This window comes from Bacteroides sp. M10, from assembly GCF_014334015.1.
Taxonomy (GTDB): Bacteria; Bacteroidota; Bacteroidia; order Bacteroidales; family Bacteroidaceae; genus Bacteroides; species Bacteroides intestinigallinarum.
The window spans coordinates 4,118,453-4,138,433 of record NZ_CP060488.1 but is presented as its reverse complement, the minus strand read 5'-3'; the positions used below and the strand labels follow the sequence as shown (position 1 = coordinate 4,138,433).

The window sequence follows — 19,981 nt, the reverse complement described above, 5'->3', positions numbered from 1 at the left end:
AAACTTATAATAATTTTTATTGCCTGACGTTTTGAAGCAAAAGATTTCATTCTTTTTTGTTGTATCTTTGCGCGGCTATAAACAAAACAGTAGCCGGAAAACAAATAAAAGGTTATAAGAATCAACATGAAGAAAGCCCCCTCTCCCCTTGTATCATTGATACCGATCATTGTACTGGTGTTATTATTGTTTGCCACTATCCGCACATTTGGCAGTGATGCCCTAAGCGGCGGAAGCCAAGTGTCACTACTCACCACTACAGCTATTTGTATCCTTATCGGTATGGTGTTTTATAAAATTCCCTGGAAAGATTATGAGCTCGCCATAACCAACAATATTGCCGGAGTGGCAACAGCCATTATTATTCTATTGATAATCGGTGCGTTGAGTGGGATTTGGATGATTAGTGGAGTAGTGCCTACGCTAATCTACTACGGGATGCAAATTATCCATCCCAGTTTCTTCCTGGCATCTACCTGCATCATCTGCGCATTGATTTCCGTTATGACCGGAAGTTCCTGGACTACCATTGCTACCATCGGTATCGCCCTGATGGGTATCGGAAAGGCGCAAGGTTTTGAAGACGGCTGGATTGCCGGAGCCATTATTTCGGGGGCATACTTCGGAGATAAAATATCTCCTTTATCCGAAACTACCATCCTGGCCTCTTCCATCACAGACACTCCCTTATTCCGTCACATCCGTTACATGATGATTACTACGGTTCCATCTCTTGTCATTACGCTAATTATTTTCACCGTAGCAGGATTCTCTCATGATGCCAACAATACACAACACATCGCAGAAGTGGCAACAGCTCTGAATGAAAAGTTTCATATCACTCCGTGGCTGTTGATAGTTCCCGTAGCAACCGGCATATTGATAGCGAAGAAAGTGCCGTCTATCGTTACGCTGTTCCTGTCCACCCTGCTGGCTGCTGTTTTTGCTTTAATCTTTCAGCCGGATTTGTTGGAAGAAATTTCAGGAATTGCCGCTTCCGGATTCGATTCACTGTTTAAAGGACTAATGATGACTATCTACGGAGAGACAAATTTACACACGGATAATGCCGTTCTGACAGATTTAATTGCCACACGTGGCATGTCAGGAATGATGAATACGATTTGGCTGATACTATGTGCCATGTGTTTCGGCGGAGCAATGACAGCAAGCGGCATGGTGGGAAGTATCACTTCCATCTTTGTGCGCTTTATGAAGAAAACAGTCAGCGTGGTCAGTGCGACGGTTTGTTCCGGTCTGTTTCTTAATCTGACCACTGCCGACCAATATATCAGTATTATTCTGACGGGAAATATGTTTCGCGATATTTATGCCAAGAAAGGGTATGAAAGTTGCTTACTAAGCCGTACCACGGAAGATGCAGTAACCGTTACATCCGTATTGATCCCGTGGAACAGCTGTGGAATGACTCAAGCCACCATCTTGAGTGTACCCACACTTGTGTATCTCCCTTATTGTTTTTTCAACATTATCAGTCCCTTAATGAGTATCACCGTGGCAGCCATCGGATATAAAATTGCACGACGCTCGTGAACAATCTGGCATACACTTTGTTTTTGCAATAAACGAACAACATATTAAACCTAAACAAAAAAAAGTTATGAAAAAGTTTATTGCATTAGTAGCATTAGTATTAGTGAGTGCAAGCACAATGATGTATGCACAAGAAAGTAGCGCAGCAGCACGCCGCGCAGAAAGAAAAGCAGAAAGAGATGCAGAGAGAGCAAAACTCCGTGCCGAAGAAGAGGTGCAGGACATGGCAGCCTACCAACAAGCTGTACAGGCTTTGAAAAACAAGCAATTTGTTCTGGAAGCTAATCAGGTGGTTTTCCGCAACGGTATGAGCGCTTTCGTTACTTCAAACACCAATTTCGTTTTGATGAACGGCAACAGAGCTACCGTACAGACTGCTTTCAATACTCCTTACCCTGGTCCTAACGGAATCGGTGGTGTGACAGTAGATGGTAATTCTTCGGATATGAAGATGAATATCGACAAAAAAGGAAATGTGAACTGTTCATTCAGTGTTCAGGGTATCGGCATCTCCGCTCAAGTATTTATTAATATGAGCAGTGGAAACAATACAGCTTCGGTTAGTATCAGCCCGAACTTCAGCAACAACAACCTGACATTGAACGGAAATATCGTTCCGCTTGACCAGTCAAATATCTTCAAGGGACGTTCCTGGTAATCCGGGTACAAGAATCTTATCATAACTCCGCTACAAATCGCGCAAAATGCGTACATTTGTAACGGAGTTTTTTTATTCAGTATGGCTTATGAGAGAATTTATCATTGCAGACAATCAGGATATCAGTAAGGCAGGAATGATGTTCCTGTTGAGTAAACAAAAGGAGGTATCCCTCCTTTTAGAAGCTGACAACAAGGCTGAACTGATTCAGCAGCTACGATTGTATCCGCAAGCAGTGATTATTCTGGATTATACCTTGTTCAATTTTGCGGGGGCAGATGAATTGATTGTCTTGCAGGAAAGATTCAAGGAAGCCGACTGGATTCTATTTTCTGACGAACTAAGCCTGAACTTTCTCCGCCAAGTATTATTCAGCAGCATGGCTTTCGGGGTAGTGATGAAAGATAACTCAAAAGAAGAAATCATGACTGCCATTCAATGCGCCACCCGCAAACAACGGTATATTTGCAATCATGTCAGCAATCTGCTGCTTTCAGGAGCTTCTTCTCCACTGGCAGCGTCAAGCATGGACGACCATTTGCTGACGCAGACAGAAAAGAATATCCTAAAAGAAATTGCATTAGGGAAAACAACGAAAGAGATTGCAGCAGAGAAAAATCTTAGTTTCCATACGATCAACAGCCATCGTAAGAATATCTTTCGTAAATTGGGAGTGAATAATGTGCACGAGGCTACCAAATATGCGATGAGGGCAGGGATTGTGGATTTAGCCGAATACTATATCTGATTATACGCTTTACTTCAAGCCATTTTGTTTCAAAAGTTGTTCTATTTCCTTGTCTGATATAGAAGCCCTGTCTGCTTTATCATAAATATAGAGAAGATTCAAAATTGCATCTTGCTGGGAAACAACCAGAGTGAAAGTGATTACTCTTGCCCCTCCGCTTTTTCCTTTCCCTTTCGCAGTAATTTTCATGCGAACTTTGCGCAAGCCATGACCTAAATCGGTACCTAATTGCGGATTACGGGATAACTCATCAAGAAGTTTCAAATAATCTTCTTTAAATGAGGCATAATGTTTCGCTAACCGTTTTGCCTCCTTATCAAAAGAGGCAGAGCTTTCTATACTATAATTCATCAAGGAGTTCATAAGCAGATCTCGTTCTTCCAGCCTTTACATCTTTCAGTCCTGCATCAATCCCTGCAAGAATCTCCTCTTTTGTGATTTCTTCCATTTCTTTTTCTGCTTCCATTTTCTTAAGTCGTTTCAAATAGTTCTTCACCCGATTGAGCATCTCTTTGTCATTCAAACTCAGGAGTTCCTCCACCAAGTCCATTTTCAGACTTTTCAATTCCATCGTTGTCATATGCAATCCTCCTTTATTTATTATTCTACGAAACAAAAGTAGTGAAAATTATCCTGATTATCGAATCCTCACCTTTCAAAATAAACTATTTAACAGATGATTTCTCCGCTTCCCACGCAAACTTTCGCCTCTTCATCATAAATCACCCCAAACTGCCCCGGAGCAATGCCTTGCAGCTTTTCAGAGGACAAAATATGGAATTGCTTCTCCCCTTCCTGTATCAGTTTTCCTTTGGTAAAGTCGGGAGTGTGACGAATCTTGAAAGTGATGTCTATCTCTTTCTCCTGCCCTTTCCAGGGATTATCAGTAATGAAATGGAAATCATGCATCCGGAATTCATTGCCGTACTGTGTTTCCACACCGTAACCGCGGGACACATAGATTGTATTTTCTTCAATATCCTTCTTGACTACGAACCAGGGACCACCACTCAATCCAAGCCCTTTGCGCTGGCCGATTGTATGAAACCAATAGCCGCGATGTGTACCCAATTTCTTTCCGGTTTCCAATTCAATAATCGCCCCTTCCTTTTCTCCTAAAAAGCGACGGACAAAATCATTGTAGTTTATCTTCCCGAGAAAACAGATACCCTGACTATCTTTCCTTCTGGCACTCGGCAATCCGGCTTTATTGGCAATCTCACGGACTTCCTGTTTCATCAAACCTCCAATGGGAAACATGAGTTTGGAAACTTGCAGGTAATCAATCTGTGCGAGAAAGTCCGTCTGGTCTTTCACAGGGTCTTTCGCTGTGCCCAACCAAGTTTTACCGTCGAGTAGTAAAGTGGTGGCATAATGACCGGTTGCCGTAAAGTCGAAGTCTTTCCCGACACGCTGTTCAAAGCAACCGAATTTGATTAGCTTATTACACATCACATCCGGATTAGGCGTCAGTCCCTGCCGGATTTTATCAATGGCATAGGCCGCTACATTCTCCCAATACTCCTGATGCAAATCCACTACCTCCAAAGACAGACCGTACTTACGTGCCGTAGCAGTAGATAATTCAATATCTTCCTCTGCCGAACAGTCCATATATTCCGCTCCGTCCATGCCTATCTTAATATAAAAAAGAGTGGGCTTATATCCTTGCTCACAAAGGAGATGTACAACAACCGAACTGTCGACACCTCCTGATAATAATGCAGCTATATCCATGAATAATGATTCGTCTATTAATAACGTTCTATATGTAAGCTAATACCTATTAAAAAATTCTATGCTACAAAGATAAGGCAAGAATCTCTAACAGCCAATCACATATTGAAGGCATTTTTATACCATAAATGTGGTAGATAAGCAAAGTATTTCCTACATTTGCACAGTAAAAAGCTTTTTATGATGACGAAATTAAGAAAGATAATCCTCATACCTGCCCTGAGCATCGTATTTATCAGTGGCTTTTTCTCCTGTGGTGTCGACCGCTGGCCGGAGTATGCCCATCAGACCGCACTGGATACATGGATGCTCGACATCATGCAACAGAACTATCTGTGGTATCAAGATCTACCTTCCTACGATGATGTGAATCTATTTTTGGATCCTGCCGCGTTTTTGTCTAAAGTGAAATCGAAAAGCGATAGTTACTCATTTGTAGACTCTGTGATGGAAACTCCACTGCCTACCTATGGATTTGACTATTCCTTGGTTCGAAGCATAGATATTGATACAGCGTATAACGCATTAATCACTTATGTCATTCCCGGTTCACCGGCAGAAGCAGCCGGATTGGAACGTGGTGACTGGATTATGAAAGTCGATACTTCTTACATCAGCAAAAAATATGAGACTCAATTACTGCAAGGGACAATAGCCCGGAATTTAGTGATGGGAGAATGGAAAGAAGTTCCTGTGATAGATGAGGAAGAAGATAAAACCAAAGCTGATACGGAAGGAGAAGGAGAAAGCGGAGAAGACGAAATCGAATATGTTTACAAGGTAGTGCCTAACGGTATCACAAAAAAACTGCCTGCAGCACAAGTCGTCGAAGACAATCCGATACATACAACAAAGATACTTCCGGCAACAGAAAACAATAATGAAATCAAAGTTGGTTATCTCATGTACAACAGCTTCACTGCCGGAACAAAAGCTGATCCGGAAAAGTACAATAACGAACTGCGTCGCGTCTCACAAGAATTCAAGACAGCAGGTGTGAAATATGTCATACTTGACCTACGTTACAATTCCGGCGGTTCATTGGATTGCGTTCAGTTACTGGGTACAATTCTAGCTTCAGAAGAACGGGTTGAACAGAATGAACCAATGGCTTATCTTGAATATAATGATAAAAACAAAGATAAGGATGCTACCATCAACTTTGATCGTGAAGTATTAAAGGGGGGAACCAACTTAAATCTACCCGGCCTGTTTGTTATCACAAGCAGTACGACAACCGGAGCACCGGAAATGTTAATCAGAAGTCTTTATCTGAAAGACAGCTATCCCGTCGTAGCCATTGGTGGTGCTACCAAAGGACAAAATGTAGCAACAGAGCAATTCATTAACGAGGAGTTTCTATGGTCGGTTAACCCCGTAGTGTGCACTGTTTACGATTCCAATCACGATACTTACGGTTCTATTTCACCAGCTACAGATCTTAAAATCAGCGAAACGACTATTAATGGAATTACCAATTACAGCGAATTCCTGCCATTCGGTAACAAAGATGAAAGACTTTTAAAAGTAGCCATCGGAGTTATAGAAGGCACCTATCCACCGAAAAAAGAGGAAGACACAGAAGAAACCACCAAAGCAACATTCAAGATTGAGAAAAGTGTTATTAGTCCCGCAAGTAGACGGTTTGTCGGTGGCGGCGGTCTAAAGATTAAATAGAAGCAAAGCAAGAACCAAATAGAATGAAGAGAGTGTGTCAAAACGCAGATTAACGCAAATTATCGCAGAAATCATTTTATAAGTCGTTGATTAATATATCAATATAATTGAAATAATCTGCGATAATTTGCGTTCATCTGCGTTTTATTATTCATTATGACACACCTTCTTCGTTTTTCACCACACTTCTTGTCAATAGCAGATTTACGCATCATTAACAAAAGAATCCCATTATTCCACCTTTTCAAAACAGACCGTCTGATTCTACTAAACAAAGCGTCGGTTTACATCTAACAAAGCATCGGTTTACACTTAACAGAGCGTATGATTTACCCTGATAAAACACCTGATTTACCATCCCCCGGCAGCTAAAGAGTCTTTAGACCCGGGCTTACAACCGCTACAAGCCGGGGTGAGATTCTCCGTCACCGCAGCATACAACAAAAAAGGAGAAAGCTTTCGCCTCCTCCTTCTATCGTAGTTTAACCTCAATCTATTTTATGATTCTGTATCCAAAGATACGACATTGAAAAGCCAAAGTCAAGTATTCCCGGATTTATTTCTTGAAAAACTTATCGAAGAATAGAATCTGATAATCAATAGAATTACTCCAATACGTTCCGTTATGTGCACCCGGACGAGTTATAAAATCATGATCGATCTTTCTTTCCAACAGAGCGTTATGCAAATCCTTATTCACATTCAGGAAGAAATCTCCTTCTCCACAATCGAAAATGATAGCCAGATCACCATTCTCTATCTTATCAATCTGCGTGATAACAGTGTGATTATTCCAGACTTCTTTATTCGTTTCATATTCTCCCAACTGCTTAGGCATCTCCCAGTTTTTCGGGAACGGGCGGATATCCAGTCCTCCACTGGTACTTCCACTGGCACCAAACGTATCTTTATGACGGATCGCATTCCACATCGCTCCGTGTCCACCCATACTTAATCCGGTGATGGCACGTCCTTTTCTGTCGGCAATCGTCTTGTAATGTTCGTCGATATACTTCACCAATTCCGATGAAATAAAAGTTTCATAACGATAAGACGGATTGAGCGGACTATCCCAGTACCAGCTATTCTTTCCGTCCGGACAAACGAATATAATTCCTTTTTCGTCCGCAATTTGAGGAAGATTCGGTTTAATTCCAATCCATGTTTTAGCATTTCCACCGTAACCGTGCAACAAATAAATGGCGGGACAAGCTACCGCTTTCTTCCCTAGCGCAGCATCCGGCGTTACCACCACCACTTGCACATCCTTATTCATGGAAGGACTTTTAATTAATAAAGTATCTACTTTGGCAGCAAACGAAGGAGCCACCCATACTAAAAGAAGAGCAATTAATTGAAGTTTTTTCTTTTTCATTGTGTGTTATATAGTTAGATATAGTTATTCCTCTGCTACTGCGGAGGGATCAAATTTAGAAACCGGCATTTCAAAGTTTTTATGACACTGCTTACAAATATAATTCCAGTGGTTGTCTCCCGGAGGAATAACCATCAATGCCGAAAGTACGGCAGCACCCATCGCACGCCATCGCTTTCCTTTCCTCAAAACCAACCGGATATCCGACGAACCGCAATACGGACAAAGCGTCAACTCTTCCGGCCAACTATCGTTATCTCTCAATACTTGAACAGCTTTATCATAGTCTTCATCTGCCACCAGTATATCCACCCCCGCTATACTGCTCACACAACTTTTATACAAAGTAGAGAAGTTCTCATTGTGCAGAATAGACTCAATACCTTCATTCTCCAATGCCCCTTGAAGGATATGTGCCTTCATTGCATCATTACAAGTTATCAGTTTTACAGTCTTCATTAGGAATCTGTTTTTAATATGTCCCACAAAAATAAGATATAAAAATGAAATGAGAAACAAAATCCGGCTAACTTTATCAGGAAGTAAAACGAACCAAATAAGAAGTGATTCTATTTTTATTCACGGAAGGTATCATTCTTTAATACTTTTTTCGTACTTTCGCAGCAATAATTCGCAATCACATGAAAAGACTGTTGACATTGCTACTATTTTCAAACCTTCTGCTTTCCCTGTTACAGGCACAACCTGTACATCAAATTAAGGGAACGGTTATTGAGAAAAACAGCCGTCAGCCATTAGAGTTCATTAACGTAATGGTTCTCGGACTGAACAAAGGCGGCGTCACCAATGCGGAAGGACATTTCACCATCGAACAAGTGCCTCCCGGCATCTACCGACTGCAAGCAACTGCCATCGGCTACAAGAGTGTCACCACTCCCGAATATATTGTATCTACCAAAGATCTGAACATCTCAATAGAGATGGAAGAGAACCTGACCGAACTCGCAGGAGTAACCGTCACCGCTTCTCCTTTCCGACGTGATTTGGAAAGCCCCGTCAGCCTGCGCATTATCGGATTGCAGGAAATAGAAAAGAGTCCGGGAGCCAATCGGGACATTTCACGCATTGTACAGTCTTATCCAGGAGTTGCCTTCTCGCCGATTGGATACCGCAACGACTTGATTGTGCGCGGTGGTTCTCCTTCTGAAAACCGTTTCTACCTGGATGGAGTGGAGATTCCCAATATCAATCACTTCAGTACGCAAGGAGCCTCCGGTGGTCCGGTGGGAATCCTCAATGCCGACCTGATACGTGAAGTCAATTTCTATACCGGTGCTTTCCCCACTGATAGAGGAAACGCACTTAGTTCCGTTCTTGATTTCAAGTTGCGCGACGGAGATATGGAGCACAACTCTGTAAAGGCTACCCTCGGAGCATCCGAAGTCTCGCTCGCCTCCAACGGGCATATCGGGAAAAAGACCTCTTATCTGGTATCTGTACGTCAATCTTATCTGCAATTCCTGTTTGATATGCTCGACCTCCCTTTCCTGCCGACTTTCACCGATGCGCAGTTCAAATTGAAAACCCGGTTTAACGAACAGAACGAGTTGACAGTGCTGGGACTCGGAGGAATCGACAATATGCGATTGAACACGAAAGCGGATAGCGAAGACAATGAATACATCCTTAGTTACCTGCCGAAAATCAAGCAGGAGACATTTACATTGGGAGCCGTTTATCGTCATTATGCAGGCGCACATGTGCAGTCGGTGGTAGTCAGTCACAGCTATCTGAACAACCGCAACACCAAATACCGTCAGAATGATGAAAGTATTCCGGAGAATCTGATGCTCCGCCTCCGTTCTACCGAACAAGAGACAAAGTTCCGTTTCGAAAACAATTCTTCTTTCCGCAACTGGAAGGTCAACCTCGGAGTGAACCTGGATTACAGCCAATATACCAACACCACCTTTCAAAAGGCATATACCAATCAGGCACAAACGTTTGATTACCATACCTATTTGGGGATGATGCGCTGGGGACTTTTCGGCACTATCAGCTACTCTTCGATGGACGAACGCTTCACTGCTTCTTTGGGATTGAGAGCGGATGCCAACAATTATTCATCGACGATGAAATCACTCTCCGATCAGCTTTCACCGCGCATATCGCTTTCCTATCAACTTGCCGATCACTGGTTTTTAAGCGGAAATGCAGGACTTTATTACCAGTTGCCTCCTTACACGGCTCTCGGTTTTAAGGATAATAACGGAACGTATGTCAACAAATACAATCTCCGCTATATGAAAGTCAGCCAGGAAAGTCTGGGTATCAGTTGGCGCAAAGGAGATACTTTCGAAGTTTCCGTGGAAGGATTCTACAAAGATTATGATAAAATTCCGCTCTCCGTTGTGGATGGCATTCCTCTTACCTGCAAAGGAAATGACTACGGGGTGATTGGCAACGAATTGCTGACCTCCACCGCCCAGGGACGTTCGTATGGTGCGGAGATTCTGGTGAAATGGCTGATCGCCAAGAAACTGAATCTGGCTTCTTCCTTTACCATCTTTAAAAGCGAATACCGCAACGATAAAGAGAGTGAATACATTGCATCTGCATGGGACAACCGGTATATCTTCAACTTACGGGGAACCTACAATCTGCCGCGCCAATGGAGTGTCGGGATGAAAGTCAGTTGCATCGGCGGTGCTCCTTATACACCTTATGATGAAGAAAAGTCATCTCTGGTATCTGCCTGGGATGCACAAGGTAAAGCATATTACGACTATTCTAAATATAATAAAGAACGTCTTCCGGCCTTTGCACAGGTAGACCTCCGTATCGACAAGACATTTTATCTGAAACATTGTATGCTGGGATTCTATCTTGATTTGCAAAATATCACGGTAAGCAAACTGAAACAGCAGGATGTACTGATGAGCACCGGTATCATTGAAAATCCGGAAGCTCCTGCCGACAGCCAACACTATAAAATGAAACGCATCAAACAATCGAGCGGGACATTGCTCCCCACATTAGGAATAACATTTGAGTATTAATTTATGCATAAAACTGTAAACTAGAAAAGAGTATGAAAAGAGAAATCGCTATGATTGCCTTCGTATTGCTAGGCATGGGTATGACAGCTTCTGCACAATTCGGCAAGAAGATTAATTTGGGAAAAGCGTTACAAGCCGGTAAAGACGTAGTATCAGCCGTTACTTTATCTGATGCGGACATCGCCAACATGAGTAAGGAATATATGGTATGGATGGATGCTCATAATCCATTGACCAAACCTGATTCCGAATATGGCAAACGTCTGGAGAAGTTGACGGGACACATCAAAGAAGTGGACGGACTGAAACTTAACTTTGGTGTATATGAAGTGGTAGACGTAAATGCTTTCGCTTGTGGCGACGGTAGTGTACGTATTTGCGCCGGTCTGATGGACGTGATGACGGATGAAGAAGTGATGGCAGTAGTAGGACATGAGATTGGCCACGTAGTTCACACTGACTCCAAAGACGCTATGAAAAATGCCTACCTACGATCAGCTGTGAAAAACGCGGCAGGTGCAGCCAACGAAAAAGTAGCCAAACTGACAGACTCCGAACTGGGAGCTATGGCAGAAGCCCTTGCTGGTGCACAATTCTCACAAAAGCAAGAAAATGAAGCCGACGATTACGGGGTTGAATTCTGCGTAAAAAACGGCATCGACCCTTATGCAATGGCAAATGCCTTGAGTAAATTGGCAGAACTTGCAAAAGATGCTCCTAAAGCATCCTATGCACAAAGAATGTTCTCTTCACATCCGGACACTCAGAAGCGCATTGAACGTACAAAAGCCAAAGCTGACAGCTACGCCAAGAATTAAAGAGTTATCTGATATATAAGGGAGAATTCAAAACTTCCTGTTGATATTTTTATTAAGGCACGGATTACACGGATTAACACGGTTCTTATTTAATTGAAACCGTGAAATCCGTGTAATCCGTGCCTTATATTATTATGAATACACAAAAAGACAACACGATTATTAAATTTTCATTAATATATTACATAGATTTTGCATAGTGTCGTGATTTCATGTAATTTCGACCCTATAACCATTTTAATCCATTTATGGAATTTCTTATCATACTTTTCTTACTTGTACTGAATGGCATTTTTGCCATGTATGAAATTGCGCTGGTATCATCCAGCAAAGCACGTCTTGAAACACTTGTCGCAAAAGGTAACAAATCAGCCCGCGGAGTTTTGAAACAATTGGAAGAACCGGAAAAGTTCTTATCTACCATTCAGATTGGTATCACTCTGATCGGTATCGTATCCGGTGCGTATGGTGGTGTGGCAATTGCCGACGACCTCGTTCCTTTCTTTTCTCTCATTCCGGGCGCAGAAGCTTATGCACGCAACCTGGCAATGATTACTACCGTAGCAATCATTACCTATCTTTCTCTGATTATCGGAGAGCTAGTACCCAAATCTATTGCTCTTAGTAATCCGGAGCGGTACGCCACTTTGTTCAGCCCGGTCATGATTCTGCTGACAAAGGTTTCTTATCCTTTTGTATGGTTGCTGAGTGTCTCTACCCGGCTACTGAATAAACTAATCGGTTTGAAAAGCGAAGAACGCCCCATGACGCAGGAGGAAATCAAAATGATTCTCCACCAAAGTTCGGAACAGGGTGTGATTGACAAAGAGGAAACGGAAATGATACGTGATGTGTTCCGCTTCTCCGACAAACGGGCTAACGAACTGATGACGCATCGCAGAGATCTCATTATCCTTCACCCTGATGATACGCAGGAAAAGGTGATGAAGACGATCGAAGAAGAACATTATAGTAAATATCTGTTGGTGGACGAACGGAAAGATGAGATTATCGGTGTGGTTTCCGTAAAGGATATTATCCTGATGGTAGGCAGTAAAAAGCTGTTTAACTTACGCGAAATTGCCCGTCCTCCCCTCTTTATTCCGGAAAGTTTATATGCAAATAAAGTTTTAGAGCTATTTAAGAAGAACAAAAACAAGTTCGGAGTTGTTGTTAACGAGTATGGCAGCACAGAAGGCATTATCACACTGCACGACCTGACCGAAAGTATCTTCGGAGACATCCTTGAAGAGGATGAAATGGAAGAAGAAGAAATCGTCACAAGGCAGGATGGTTCGATGCTGGTGGAAGCTTCAATGAACATCGACGACTTCATGGAGGAAATGGGTATTTTATCCTATGAAGATCTGGAATCGGAAGACTTCACCACTCTGGGTGGATTAGCCATGTTCCTGATTGGCCGTATCCCGAAAGCGGGCGACATCTTCACCTACAAGAATTTGCAATTCGAAGTGGTGGACATGGACCGCGGACGAGTAGACAAACTGCTTGTCATCAAACGGGACGAGGAACAGGAATAGAATAGCAAAAACGAGCAATAGCTCACTATATTTATATTAACTTAAAGCACTTAACGATGAAAAAAGTAATTATGTTAGCAGCAGTCGTAGCTGCTTTGGCATCATGCCAATCAAAAGCAAACAAAGCCGCAGAGGCTCAAGCAGACAGTCTAGCTCTTGCTATGACTCCGATTACCGAACTAACTGAAGTTTATGAAGGTACTCTTCCTGCTGCCGACGGTCCGGGTATTGACTATGTACTAACCTTGAACGCTGCAACTGACGGTGTAGATACTGCGTATACACTGGATATGACTTACCTCGATGCTGAAGGTCAAGGACAAAACAAGACTTTCACTTCAAAAGGAAAACAGCAGACTGTACACAAGGTAGTGAACAAAAAACCTGTGACTGCTGTTAAGTTAACTCCGAAGGACGGTGAAGCTCCGATGTATTTCGTGATTGTAAATGACACCACTCTTCGTCTGGTGAACGATAGCTTGCAAGAAGCTGTCAGCGATCTGAATTATGACATTATCAAGGTAAAACAATAAAATAAACCTAACCCTAACCAGTAAAAAAGCTCTGCACAGAACCTTCGTTCTTGCAGAGCTTTTCGTTTTTTAGCTTATAATCTATACTAATCTAATTATTCACTTTATGAGTTCTACCGATACTTTGATATTACCGTATTCATAAGCCCGGTAATACGGTTATCCCAATACCCCGTGTCCTTCTTGTAGACGTTTCAGCCTCAACAAGGCTTCGATATAATAATAATCTGCATAAATAATAGAAGCATCTATCTCAGAATGAGCCGGCCAATGCCCTACGCTATGCAACAGGAATGACGGTTTGCTCTTACCACTCTGATAACTGTCAGAGTTCAGGCTTGCCAGCATTTCAATAGCTGCATCTTTATAACGTTTTCCGGTTCCGTTCGGGAGGTAAGTGGATAGTTCAAGTAAAGCAGAGGCCACCACTGCCGCAGCCGAAGCATCACGGGGAGCATCCGGTATTCCCGGTGCACTGAAATCCCAATAAGGCACTTTATCTTCCGGCAAGCGTTCGAGATAGACATCTGTCACTTTCTGTGCGAAATCAAGATATTTAGGATCTTTCGTCTCCCGATAGACTACAGTATATCCGTAGATTGCCCATGCCTGACCACGCGCCCACATGGTACTGTCTGCATAGCCCTGATGGGTTACTCCTTTTATCAGATTACCTGTGATGGTATCATAGACTGCTACATGGTAGGATGTATAATCGGGACGGAATTGACATTTCATTGTTTTATCAGCATGAGAAACAGCAACATCATACAAATAAGGATTTCCTCCATTCTTCGCTGCCCAGAAAAGCATTTCGAGATTAATCATGTTATCCATGATTGTGTTGTGAGGCCAGTTGCGTGGTTCCACTTCACGAGGCCATGAAAGCATTGTTCCTACCACCGGATTGAATAAAGTAGCCAGCGAATCGGCCGTATCCAAAATCACTTTCTTATAAGCAGGATCTTTCGTCAAGCGATAGCCGTTTCCATAACTGCAGAATACGAGGAATCCCAAATCATGGTCATAAGCCGGTATTTGAGAAAGGAACTCCAATGAGTTCGTAAACTTCTTCGCTTCTTCCAGAATGTGCTTATCCTGTGTATATTCGTAATCATACCAGAGCACACCCGGCCAGAAACCGGCACACCATTCTTCTTTCGTTGCCTTACGACAGTTCCAGTGGTGTTCGTCAGCCATAATGTTACGTGGCATCATCGTATAGTCAATGCCGGAATCTGTTTTCAGTTCCGTAAGCGTACGTTGTGTCTGCTCTGCACAGTAGTCTAATGCCTTATTCACATCCAATGTACCGGAAGGCTTGTGAGTGCACATACAAAAACCTAACATCACAGCCAGACCTACTACAATCTTTTTCATCTTAGTTCAATATATTCGCGTTAATTCTTAATCTTTATTTCTCTTTGTCAGTTACTTGAGCGGTCAGTTACTTAGTCACTCCATCAGTTACTTAGTCATCCGGAACCAGTCTACATCTGCCCATCCACGATTGCCCTCATTCGGAGTTACGCAAAATACTCCAACTTTGGCTCCAATCCATTTACCTTGTCGGGCTGTGAAAGGCTCTCCCACTGTCGTGTATTTCTTTCCGTCCAGACTATAAGCGAATGTACAAACGGCTCCTTTTCGAACCTTTACTTGCAAGTAAACTGTTTGCCACTCATTATCTGCTACTCCCGGCATCTTCAGATGTTCCACCGGAATGTTTGCCAATTCTTTTATCTGTTCGGGATTTTGCTGTTCCGCATCCTTACAGACCGCTTGTTGCAGAATAAACTGATCTCCCGCCTTACGAATGGAGAGATAGCTATAATCCCATCCCATCACAATGATTCCGGTTTGTTCCCCATCCTGCTTGGCAGTAAATGTCAACTTGGTCGTAGCTGTAAACTCTTCAGCCGGAAACTTTTGCATCAACAAGTTAGGAACTTCCCAGAAGTTCACAAATTCTTTCGAGAGGCTGCCTGCATAAAGACGAATATACCCCAAGTCGGTCGTGAACCCGTAAGTGTCTTTTTTATTGGCATGCCATTGCCATTGTAATCCTAAATGACGGGTATTGAATTCATCACTCTCCGGCGGAGTGGCTATCGGATATGTCTTTCCTACATTCGGTTTCTTATAGGTCATTACCGGTTCACCGCAACCATCTTTATCCTTGTCTACTCCGATTACAGGCCAATCATTTACCCAAGTCATCGGATTCAGATGAATCACGCGTCCGTAAGCACCTTTATCTTGAAAATGAACGAACCAGGATTCTCCTGTATTCGTATCTACCCAGCCGCCTTGATGAGGCCCGTTGATATTTGTCTTTCCTTGTGCCATTACGATCTTCGATTCGTAGGGGCCGTAAATGTTCTTCGAGCGAAGTACTAATTGCCAACCGGTTGCTACTCCACCTGCCGGAGCAAAAATATAGTAGTATCCGTTGCGTTTGTAAAGCTTCGGTCCTTCTACCGTATGGTTCTTTCCATCATTTCCGTCAAATACCATCACCGGATCGGAAATTACTTCTGTTCCCTCTGCATTCAGTTCGCAAATAACGAGAATACTATTCACTCCGCTACGGCTTCCGGCATAAGCATGTATCAGATATACTTTTCCGTCTTCGTCCCACAAAGGAGTGGCATCAATCATACCTTTCCCGGCTTTCACCAATACAGGCTTGCTCCATTTTCCTTTCGGGTCTTTGGTTTTAATCATATAGATTCCATAATCCGGATCACCCCAGTAAATGTAGAACTCCCCGTTATGAAAACGAATAGCCGGTGCCCATACGCCTTTACCATGCTGTGCCTTATCGAAGAATTCTTCCGGCTCCTGAACCGGTAACGCATAGTTTACCAGCGACCAATTCACCAAGTCATTGGAATGAAGAATAGGAATTCCGGGAATACAATTAAAACTGGACGCTGTCATATAGAAATCATCTCCGGCTGCACATACATCCGGATCCGAATAGTCTGCATGAAGAACCGGGTTCTGATAAGTTCCATTTCCCTTATCAGCCACCCAGGTCTTAGAAATTTCTTGTGCACCTGCCAATGAACAGCAAGCCATCATTCCTGCTAAAAACAGAATCTTTTTACGCATAGTACCTAACTAATAATTCTTTTCTAAATTCAAGTGTTATTCCTAAAAACAGGTTCTTTCTACCTTTATATAAAACCAATCACTTTAAAAACTGAATCTATTATCTGATTCCAAACAATCTATTTCTTAACCTATTTGCTTATATATACGAAGGGGATTAGGTAAATACCTAATCCCCTTACAACTTTTTTCTATTTATCCAAGATTATTGTAAAACAATCATGCTATATTACCAACAGCGTTTTCTTTACTCTTTTGCAAACATCAGCGTTCCGAAACCTAATTGGTCATAACCACCGCTATTAGGTCCATAATCACCTGCTCCGCCATCGGAATTTCCGCGTGATGCATTTTCACGCATTTTATCAACCCACATCTTAGCATAAATACTTGATTTTCCGTAATCTTGCGCCAAACGATTCACCAACTCCCATGCAGGACGTACTTCACCACGTGAATCCTTTCCTTCTCTTCTTTCCTGTGCAGAAATAGTATCCCAGCTTCCACTACAATTTGTATAAGTAGTATAAGGCAGATCATTATCTGTATATTTAAAACTCGTCATCTTCCAACTGGCACTTGAACTACCGGTTTCGGCACCACCGATATTATACTTAGCTACATATTCACACATAGCCAATGCGCGTCCATCATCAAATATGAAAAGGTCTTCACCTACATTCTTTGCCATCTGACAAAAGGCACCCAGCAGACTGACACACAAGGTAGCATGTCCCTGGTCACGGCCTGATTCCTGACATTGTCCCAGCATTTCATTACTATCCGGATCTAAATGGATGAAAGGAACGCCATTTCCTATATTTCCGGAACCAATACCGAATTTGAAATATTGAATAGCCTCATTGATTTTAAAGTTATCATCCGCCAGAATACCGATAGAAAGCAAAGCAGTCATTGCGGATAAATCCCAGTTTAGCCAATAATGAAGTGCACATTCATTTCCGTTGTGGGTAGACAGAAATTTTGTGATATGAGGATAAAAAACATCCGTAATCCATGCTTTAAACTTAACGAAATCAGCTTCCTGCCATCCTGAATAAGAACGCATAATTTCCGCAGCATTAGCCAGCTGATGTACTTGAATGAAAATCAAGAACTCATTCGGATCTATAAACTCACCTTTATCATTCACGATAAATCCTGTACAAGTTTTAGCCCAATCATTCAGAATAGCAACAGCCGCATCCGCATACTGTGCACCATCTGTTTCCGACAGTTTCCATCGAAGAGCCAACTGATACGCTGCGGCGGCATCTTTCATCAACTTCGTGTAGTTATTCCAATCATTCGGATATTTGCCAGCCCAGTTGTTCTGATCGAGACGTGCTAATAATTTCACCGGAGAAGCCTTATAGTTTGATTGAGACAAGCTATTCCCACCGCGGCTCAAATGATCGAACGCATTTTTCCAAGGTTGTGCACCAGCTTGTACCTTTCCTTTTACAAATTCAAAATCCGTTTCTGTATGAAGCATACAGGGATGCTCCAAAGTCGTAACATAATCTTTCACTTCCGGCCAACTGCTCATATCATTAGAACCGTCTTCTATCTCACTACATGCTAAAAGCGTGGTAGAAGTCAGGGCGAAAAGCCCTGCTCCTATTATTGTATGTAATTTCATCTTATTCATGATAGTTATTCGTTAGTATTGTTTTCACTGTCTACAAAAGCTTGAAGTTCCTCTATGGACTTGAAAGAACGAATCCAGTAAAGATCATAAGTCTGTGCTGTTTCCGGGAAGTCAGCAATAACAAATTTACATTGCGCTAAATCAAATACCTGATTCCAGTCTGTAGGTGTCACAGTCTTATATTTTGACTGTAAGTCGTAGTACAAAACATTCGGTTCTGTAGTCGAAATCTCACTTGCCCCCAGAATCTCATATCTATTATTTGCATCTCCACCTGTTCCAAAATATTCAGGTCCTATCTTCTTAATACCATCATCAAATATCTCTAACTTAATACAACCATTAGGTTTATTCTTTCCCGGAACCAGCTGCGATTTGAATCCTACTTTAATTGCGAAATATCTATAATCAGCAGGAGTCACATTTACAACCTTTCCTTTACCACTTCTCGCAAGCCATAAATCACCACGATATCCGGAACCCATTTGAACAATGGTCTTCTTTCCGTCAGATGAAACTACAGATGCGCCGTTACCATCCAGATACCAATTATTATCCTGTCCATTACCCAGACCATTACCTAATGAATACCAGAAACGTCCATCGGCAACTGTTACAGTTACACTTTGTACAACAGGGCCATAAGAGGCGGTTATAACAGCAGAAGCGGTCTTCGTGGTATGTACTTTCAACTTACCTGTTTTATCTACACTTATCACATCAGGATTATCACTCGTCCAAGTCAGTAATGAGGCAGTAGCATCTACAGGTTCCAATGTATATTTAATCTGATATTCCTGTCCGTATCCTAACTGATTGAGTTCCTTATCTTCAGTAAATGTCATTCCGGTAATTGGAGTAACTATTTTCACTCCTATCTTGCAACTTGCAGACACCGGAGTCGAACTAAAATCATCGGCAGTCACTGTAATAGTTGCATCACCTTTACTAATTCCGGTCACCAATCCAGTCTTTTCATCTACAGTTGCTACCTCCGGATTACTACTTATCCACTTATACCGTTTAAATGTAGCATCCGACGGTTCCGACACAACTTCCAACTGATATTCATCCCCGGCTGCAATTTCTTCCGCAGGAACATTCTTAATGTTAATAGATGACATATATGTATATTCTTCCAAGACCTCCACTGTTCTGGTCACGATAGTAGCTTCCGGTCCGAAACCGATTTCCGGCATTAAAGTAATAACAGCCTTTCCTGCTTTATCCTTGGTTACGACCTTACCTTCCCGTGTAACAGACACAATAGATTCATCCGACGAAGTCCATTGCACATTCGCATTAGTTGCACTTTCGGGTGCAATACTCCAAGAGAGTTGCAGTTCCTTATTCTTCAGCAAACAAATTGCTTTATTTCCTGCATCATATTGAGTTTCGTTCAGAGTAATGGTGAATATGGTAATCATCTCATCCATCTGTCCTCCTAAATCCTTATCATCATCACATGAAGTCAGACCTAAAAACGAACAAGCCGCCAGCCCAACAAAATATTTTATATAATCTCTTTTCATGATTCTTATTCTTTAAGTTA

General features: G+C 42.2%; 17 protein-coding genes. 8 read left to right on the top strand and 9 right to left on the bottom strand.

Annotation, left to right across the window (positions count from 1 at the left end):
* Window positions 1-126: 126 nt before the first annotated feature.
* The 3 genes from nhaC (at window position 127) to H8796_RS14725 (ending at window position 2,960) form a co-directional block, all read left to right on the top strand.
* Window positions 127-1,554: a Na+/H+ antiporter NhaC gene (nhaC, locus tag H8796_RS14735; RefSeq protein WP_004305934.1), complete on the top strand. Its 1,428-nt coding sequence runs from the start codon at window positions 127-129 to the stop codon at window positions 1,552-1,554.
* Between the two features lie 67 nt (window positions 1,555-1,621).
* Window positions 1,622-2,212 carry a DUF4251 domain-containing protein gene (locus tag H8796_RS14730; RefSeq protein WP_117935059.1) on the top strand — a complete coding sequence of 197 codons (591 nt, stop codon included), beginning with the start codon at window positions 1,622-1,624 and terminating at the stop codon, window positions 2,210-2,212.
* An 88-nt stretch (window positions 2,213-2,300) separates the two neighbouring features.
* A complete protein-coding gene (locus H8796_RS14725) occupies window positions 2,301-2,960 on the top strand; it encodes a response regulator transcription factor (RefSeq protein ID WP_117935224.1) in 660 nt (219 codons plus the stop codon).
* 9 nt (window positions 2,961-2,969) lie between these two features.
* Here H8796_RS14725 and H8796_RS14720 read toward each other — a convergent pair whose 3' ends face one another.
* The 3 genes from H8796_RS14720 to mnmA all read right to left on the bottom strand — a co-directional run bounded on the left by H8796_RS14720 (window position 2,970) and on the right by mnmA (window position 4,697).
* Window positions 2,970-3,311, bottom strand: a complete 342-nt coding sequence (locus tag H8796_RS14720; RefSeq protein ID WP_117935061.1) for a type II toxin-antitoxin system RelE/ParE family toxin — start codon at window positions 3,309-3,311, stop codon at window positions 2,970-2,972.
* Entirely contained in the window at window positions 3,301-3,540 is a 240-nt protein-coding gene (locus H8796_RS14715) for a hypothetical protein (protein WP_117935063.1), read from the bottom strand. Before H8796_RS14715 ends, H8796_RS14720 begins: the two co-directional genes overlap by 11 nt.
* An 89-nt stretch (window positions 3,541-3,629) precedes the next feature.
* On the bottom strand, window positions 3,630-4,697 hold the full coding sequence (gene mnmA / locus H8796_RS14710) for a tRNA 2-thiouridine(34) synthase MnmA (protein ID WP_117935065.1): 1,068 nt from the start codon (window positions 4,695-4,697) through the stop codon (window positions 3,630-3,632).
* A 180-nt stretch (window positions 4,698-4,877) separates the two neighbouring features.
* Here mnmA and H8796_RS14705 point away from each other — a divergent pair, with 180 nt between their 5' ends.
* A complete protein-coding gene (locus H8796_RS14705) occupies window positions 4,878-6,374 on the top strand; it encodes a S41 family peptidase (protein WP_117935067.1) in 1,497 nt (498 codons plus the stop codon).
* 556 nt (window positions 6,375-6,930) lie between these two features.
* On the opposite strand, the gene H8796_RS14700 is transcribed toward H8796_RS14705, so the two are convergent.
* Both H8796_RS14700 and H8796_RS14695 read right to left on the bottom strand, forming a co-directional pair.
* Window positions 6,931-7,749 carry an alpha/beta hydrolase family protein gene (locus H8796_RS14700; protein ID WP_117935069.1) on the bottom strand — a complete coding sequence of 273 codons (819 nt, stop codon included), beginning with the start codon at window positions 7,747-7,749 and terminating at the stop codon, window positions 6,931-6,933.
* Window positions 7,750-7,773: 24 nt separating this feature from the next.
* Window positions 7,774-8,208, bottom strand: a complete 435-nt coding sequence (locus tag H8796_RS14695; RefSeq protein WP_117935071.1) for a DUF2007 domain-containing protein — start codon at window positions 8,206-8,208, stop codon at window positions 7,774-7,776.
* Window positions 8,209-8,390: 182 nt separating this feature from the next.
* Here H8796_RS14695 and H8796_RS14690 point away from each other — a divergent pair, with 182 nt between their 5' ends.
* From H8796_RS14690 to H8796_RS14675, 4 genes are all read left to right on the top strand, one after another.
* Window positions 8,391-10,769: a TonB-dependent receptor gene (locus H8796_RS14690; RefSeq protein WP_117935073.1), complete on the top strand. Its 2,379-nt coding sequence runs from the start codon at window positions 8,391-8,393 to the stop codon at window positions 10,767-10,769.
* Window positions 10,770-10,801: 32 nt separating this feature from the next.
* The gene (locus H8796_RS14685) at window positions 10,802-11,587 is read left to right on the top strand and encodes a M48 family metallopeptidase (protein ID WP_117935075.1); all 786 of its coding nucleotides are present in this window, start codon (window positions 10,802-10,804) and stop codon (window positions 11,585-11,587) included.
* 248 nt (window positions 11,588-11,835) lie between these two features.
* Window positions 11,836-13,128, top strand: a complete 1,293-nt coding sequence (locus H8796_RS14680) for a hemolysin family protein (RefSeq protein WP_117935077.1) — start codon at window positions 11,836-11,838, stop codon at window positions 13,126-13,128.
* A gap of 56 nt (window positions 13,129-13,184) precedes the next feature.
* On the top strand, window positions 13,185-13,661 hold the full coding sequence (locus H8796_RS14675) for a copper resistance protein NlpE N-terminal domain-containing protein (protein ID WP_004296964.1): 477 nt from the start codon (window positions 13,185-13,187) through the stop codon (window positions 13,659-13,661).
* A 159-nt stretch (window positions 13,662-13,820) separates the two neighbouring features.
* On the opposite strand, the gene H8796_RS14670 is transcribed toward H8796_RS14675, so the two are convergent.
* The 4 genes from H8796_RS14670 to H8796_RS14655 all read right to left on the bottom strand — a co-directional run bounded on the left by H8796_RS14670 (window position 13,821) and on the right by H8796_RS14655 (window position 19,961).
* A complete protein-coding gene (locus H8796_RS14670; RefSeq protein WP_074637735.1) occupies window positions 13,821-15,041 on the bottom strand; it encodes a glycoside hydrolase family 88 protein in 1,221 nt (406 codons plus the stop codon).
* Between the two features lie 87 nt (window positions 15,042-15,128).
* Window positions 15,129-16,778 (bottom strand): glycoside hydrolase 43 family protein, encoded by a 1,650-nt coding sequence (locus tag H8796_RS14665; protein ID WP_117935079.1) that lies wholly within the window; start codon window positions 16,776-16,778, stop codon window positions 15,129-15,131.
* A 247-nt stretch (window positions 16,779-17,025) separates the two neighbouring features.
* A complete protein-coding gene (locus H8796_RS14660) occupies window positions 17,026-18,429 on the bottom strand; it encodes an alginate lyase family protein (RefSeq protein ID WP_117935081.1) in 1,404 nt (467 codons plus the stop codon).
* 5 nt (window positions 18,430-18,434) lie between these two features.
* Window positions 18,435-19,961 (bottom strand): Ig-like domain-containing protein, encoded by a 1,527-nt coding sequence (locus tag H8796_RS14655; protein ID WP_117935083.1) that lies wholly within the window; start codon window positions 19,959-19,961, stop codon window positions 18,435-18,437.
* Window positions 19,962-19,981 lie beyond the last annotated feature (20 nt).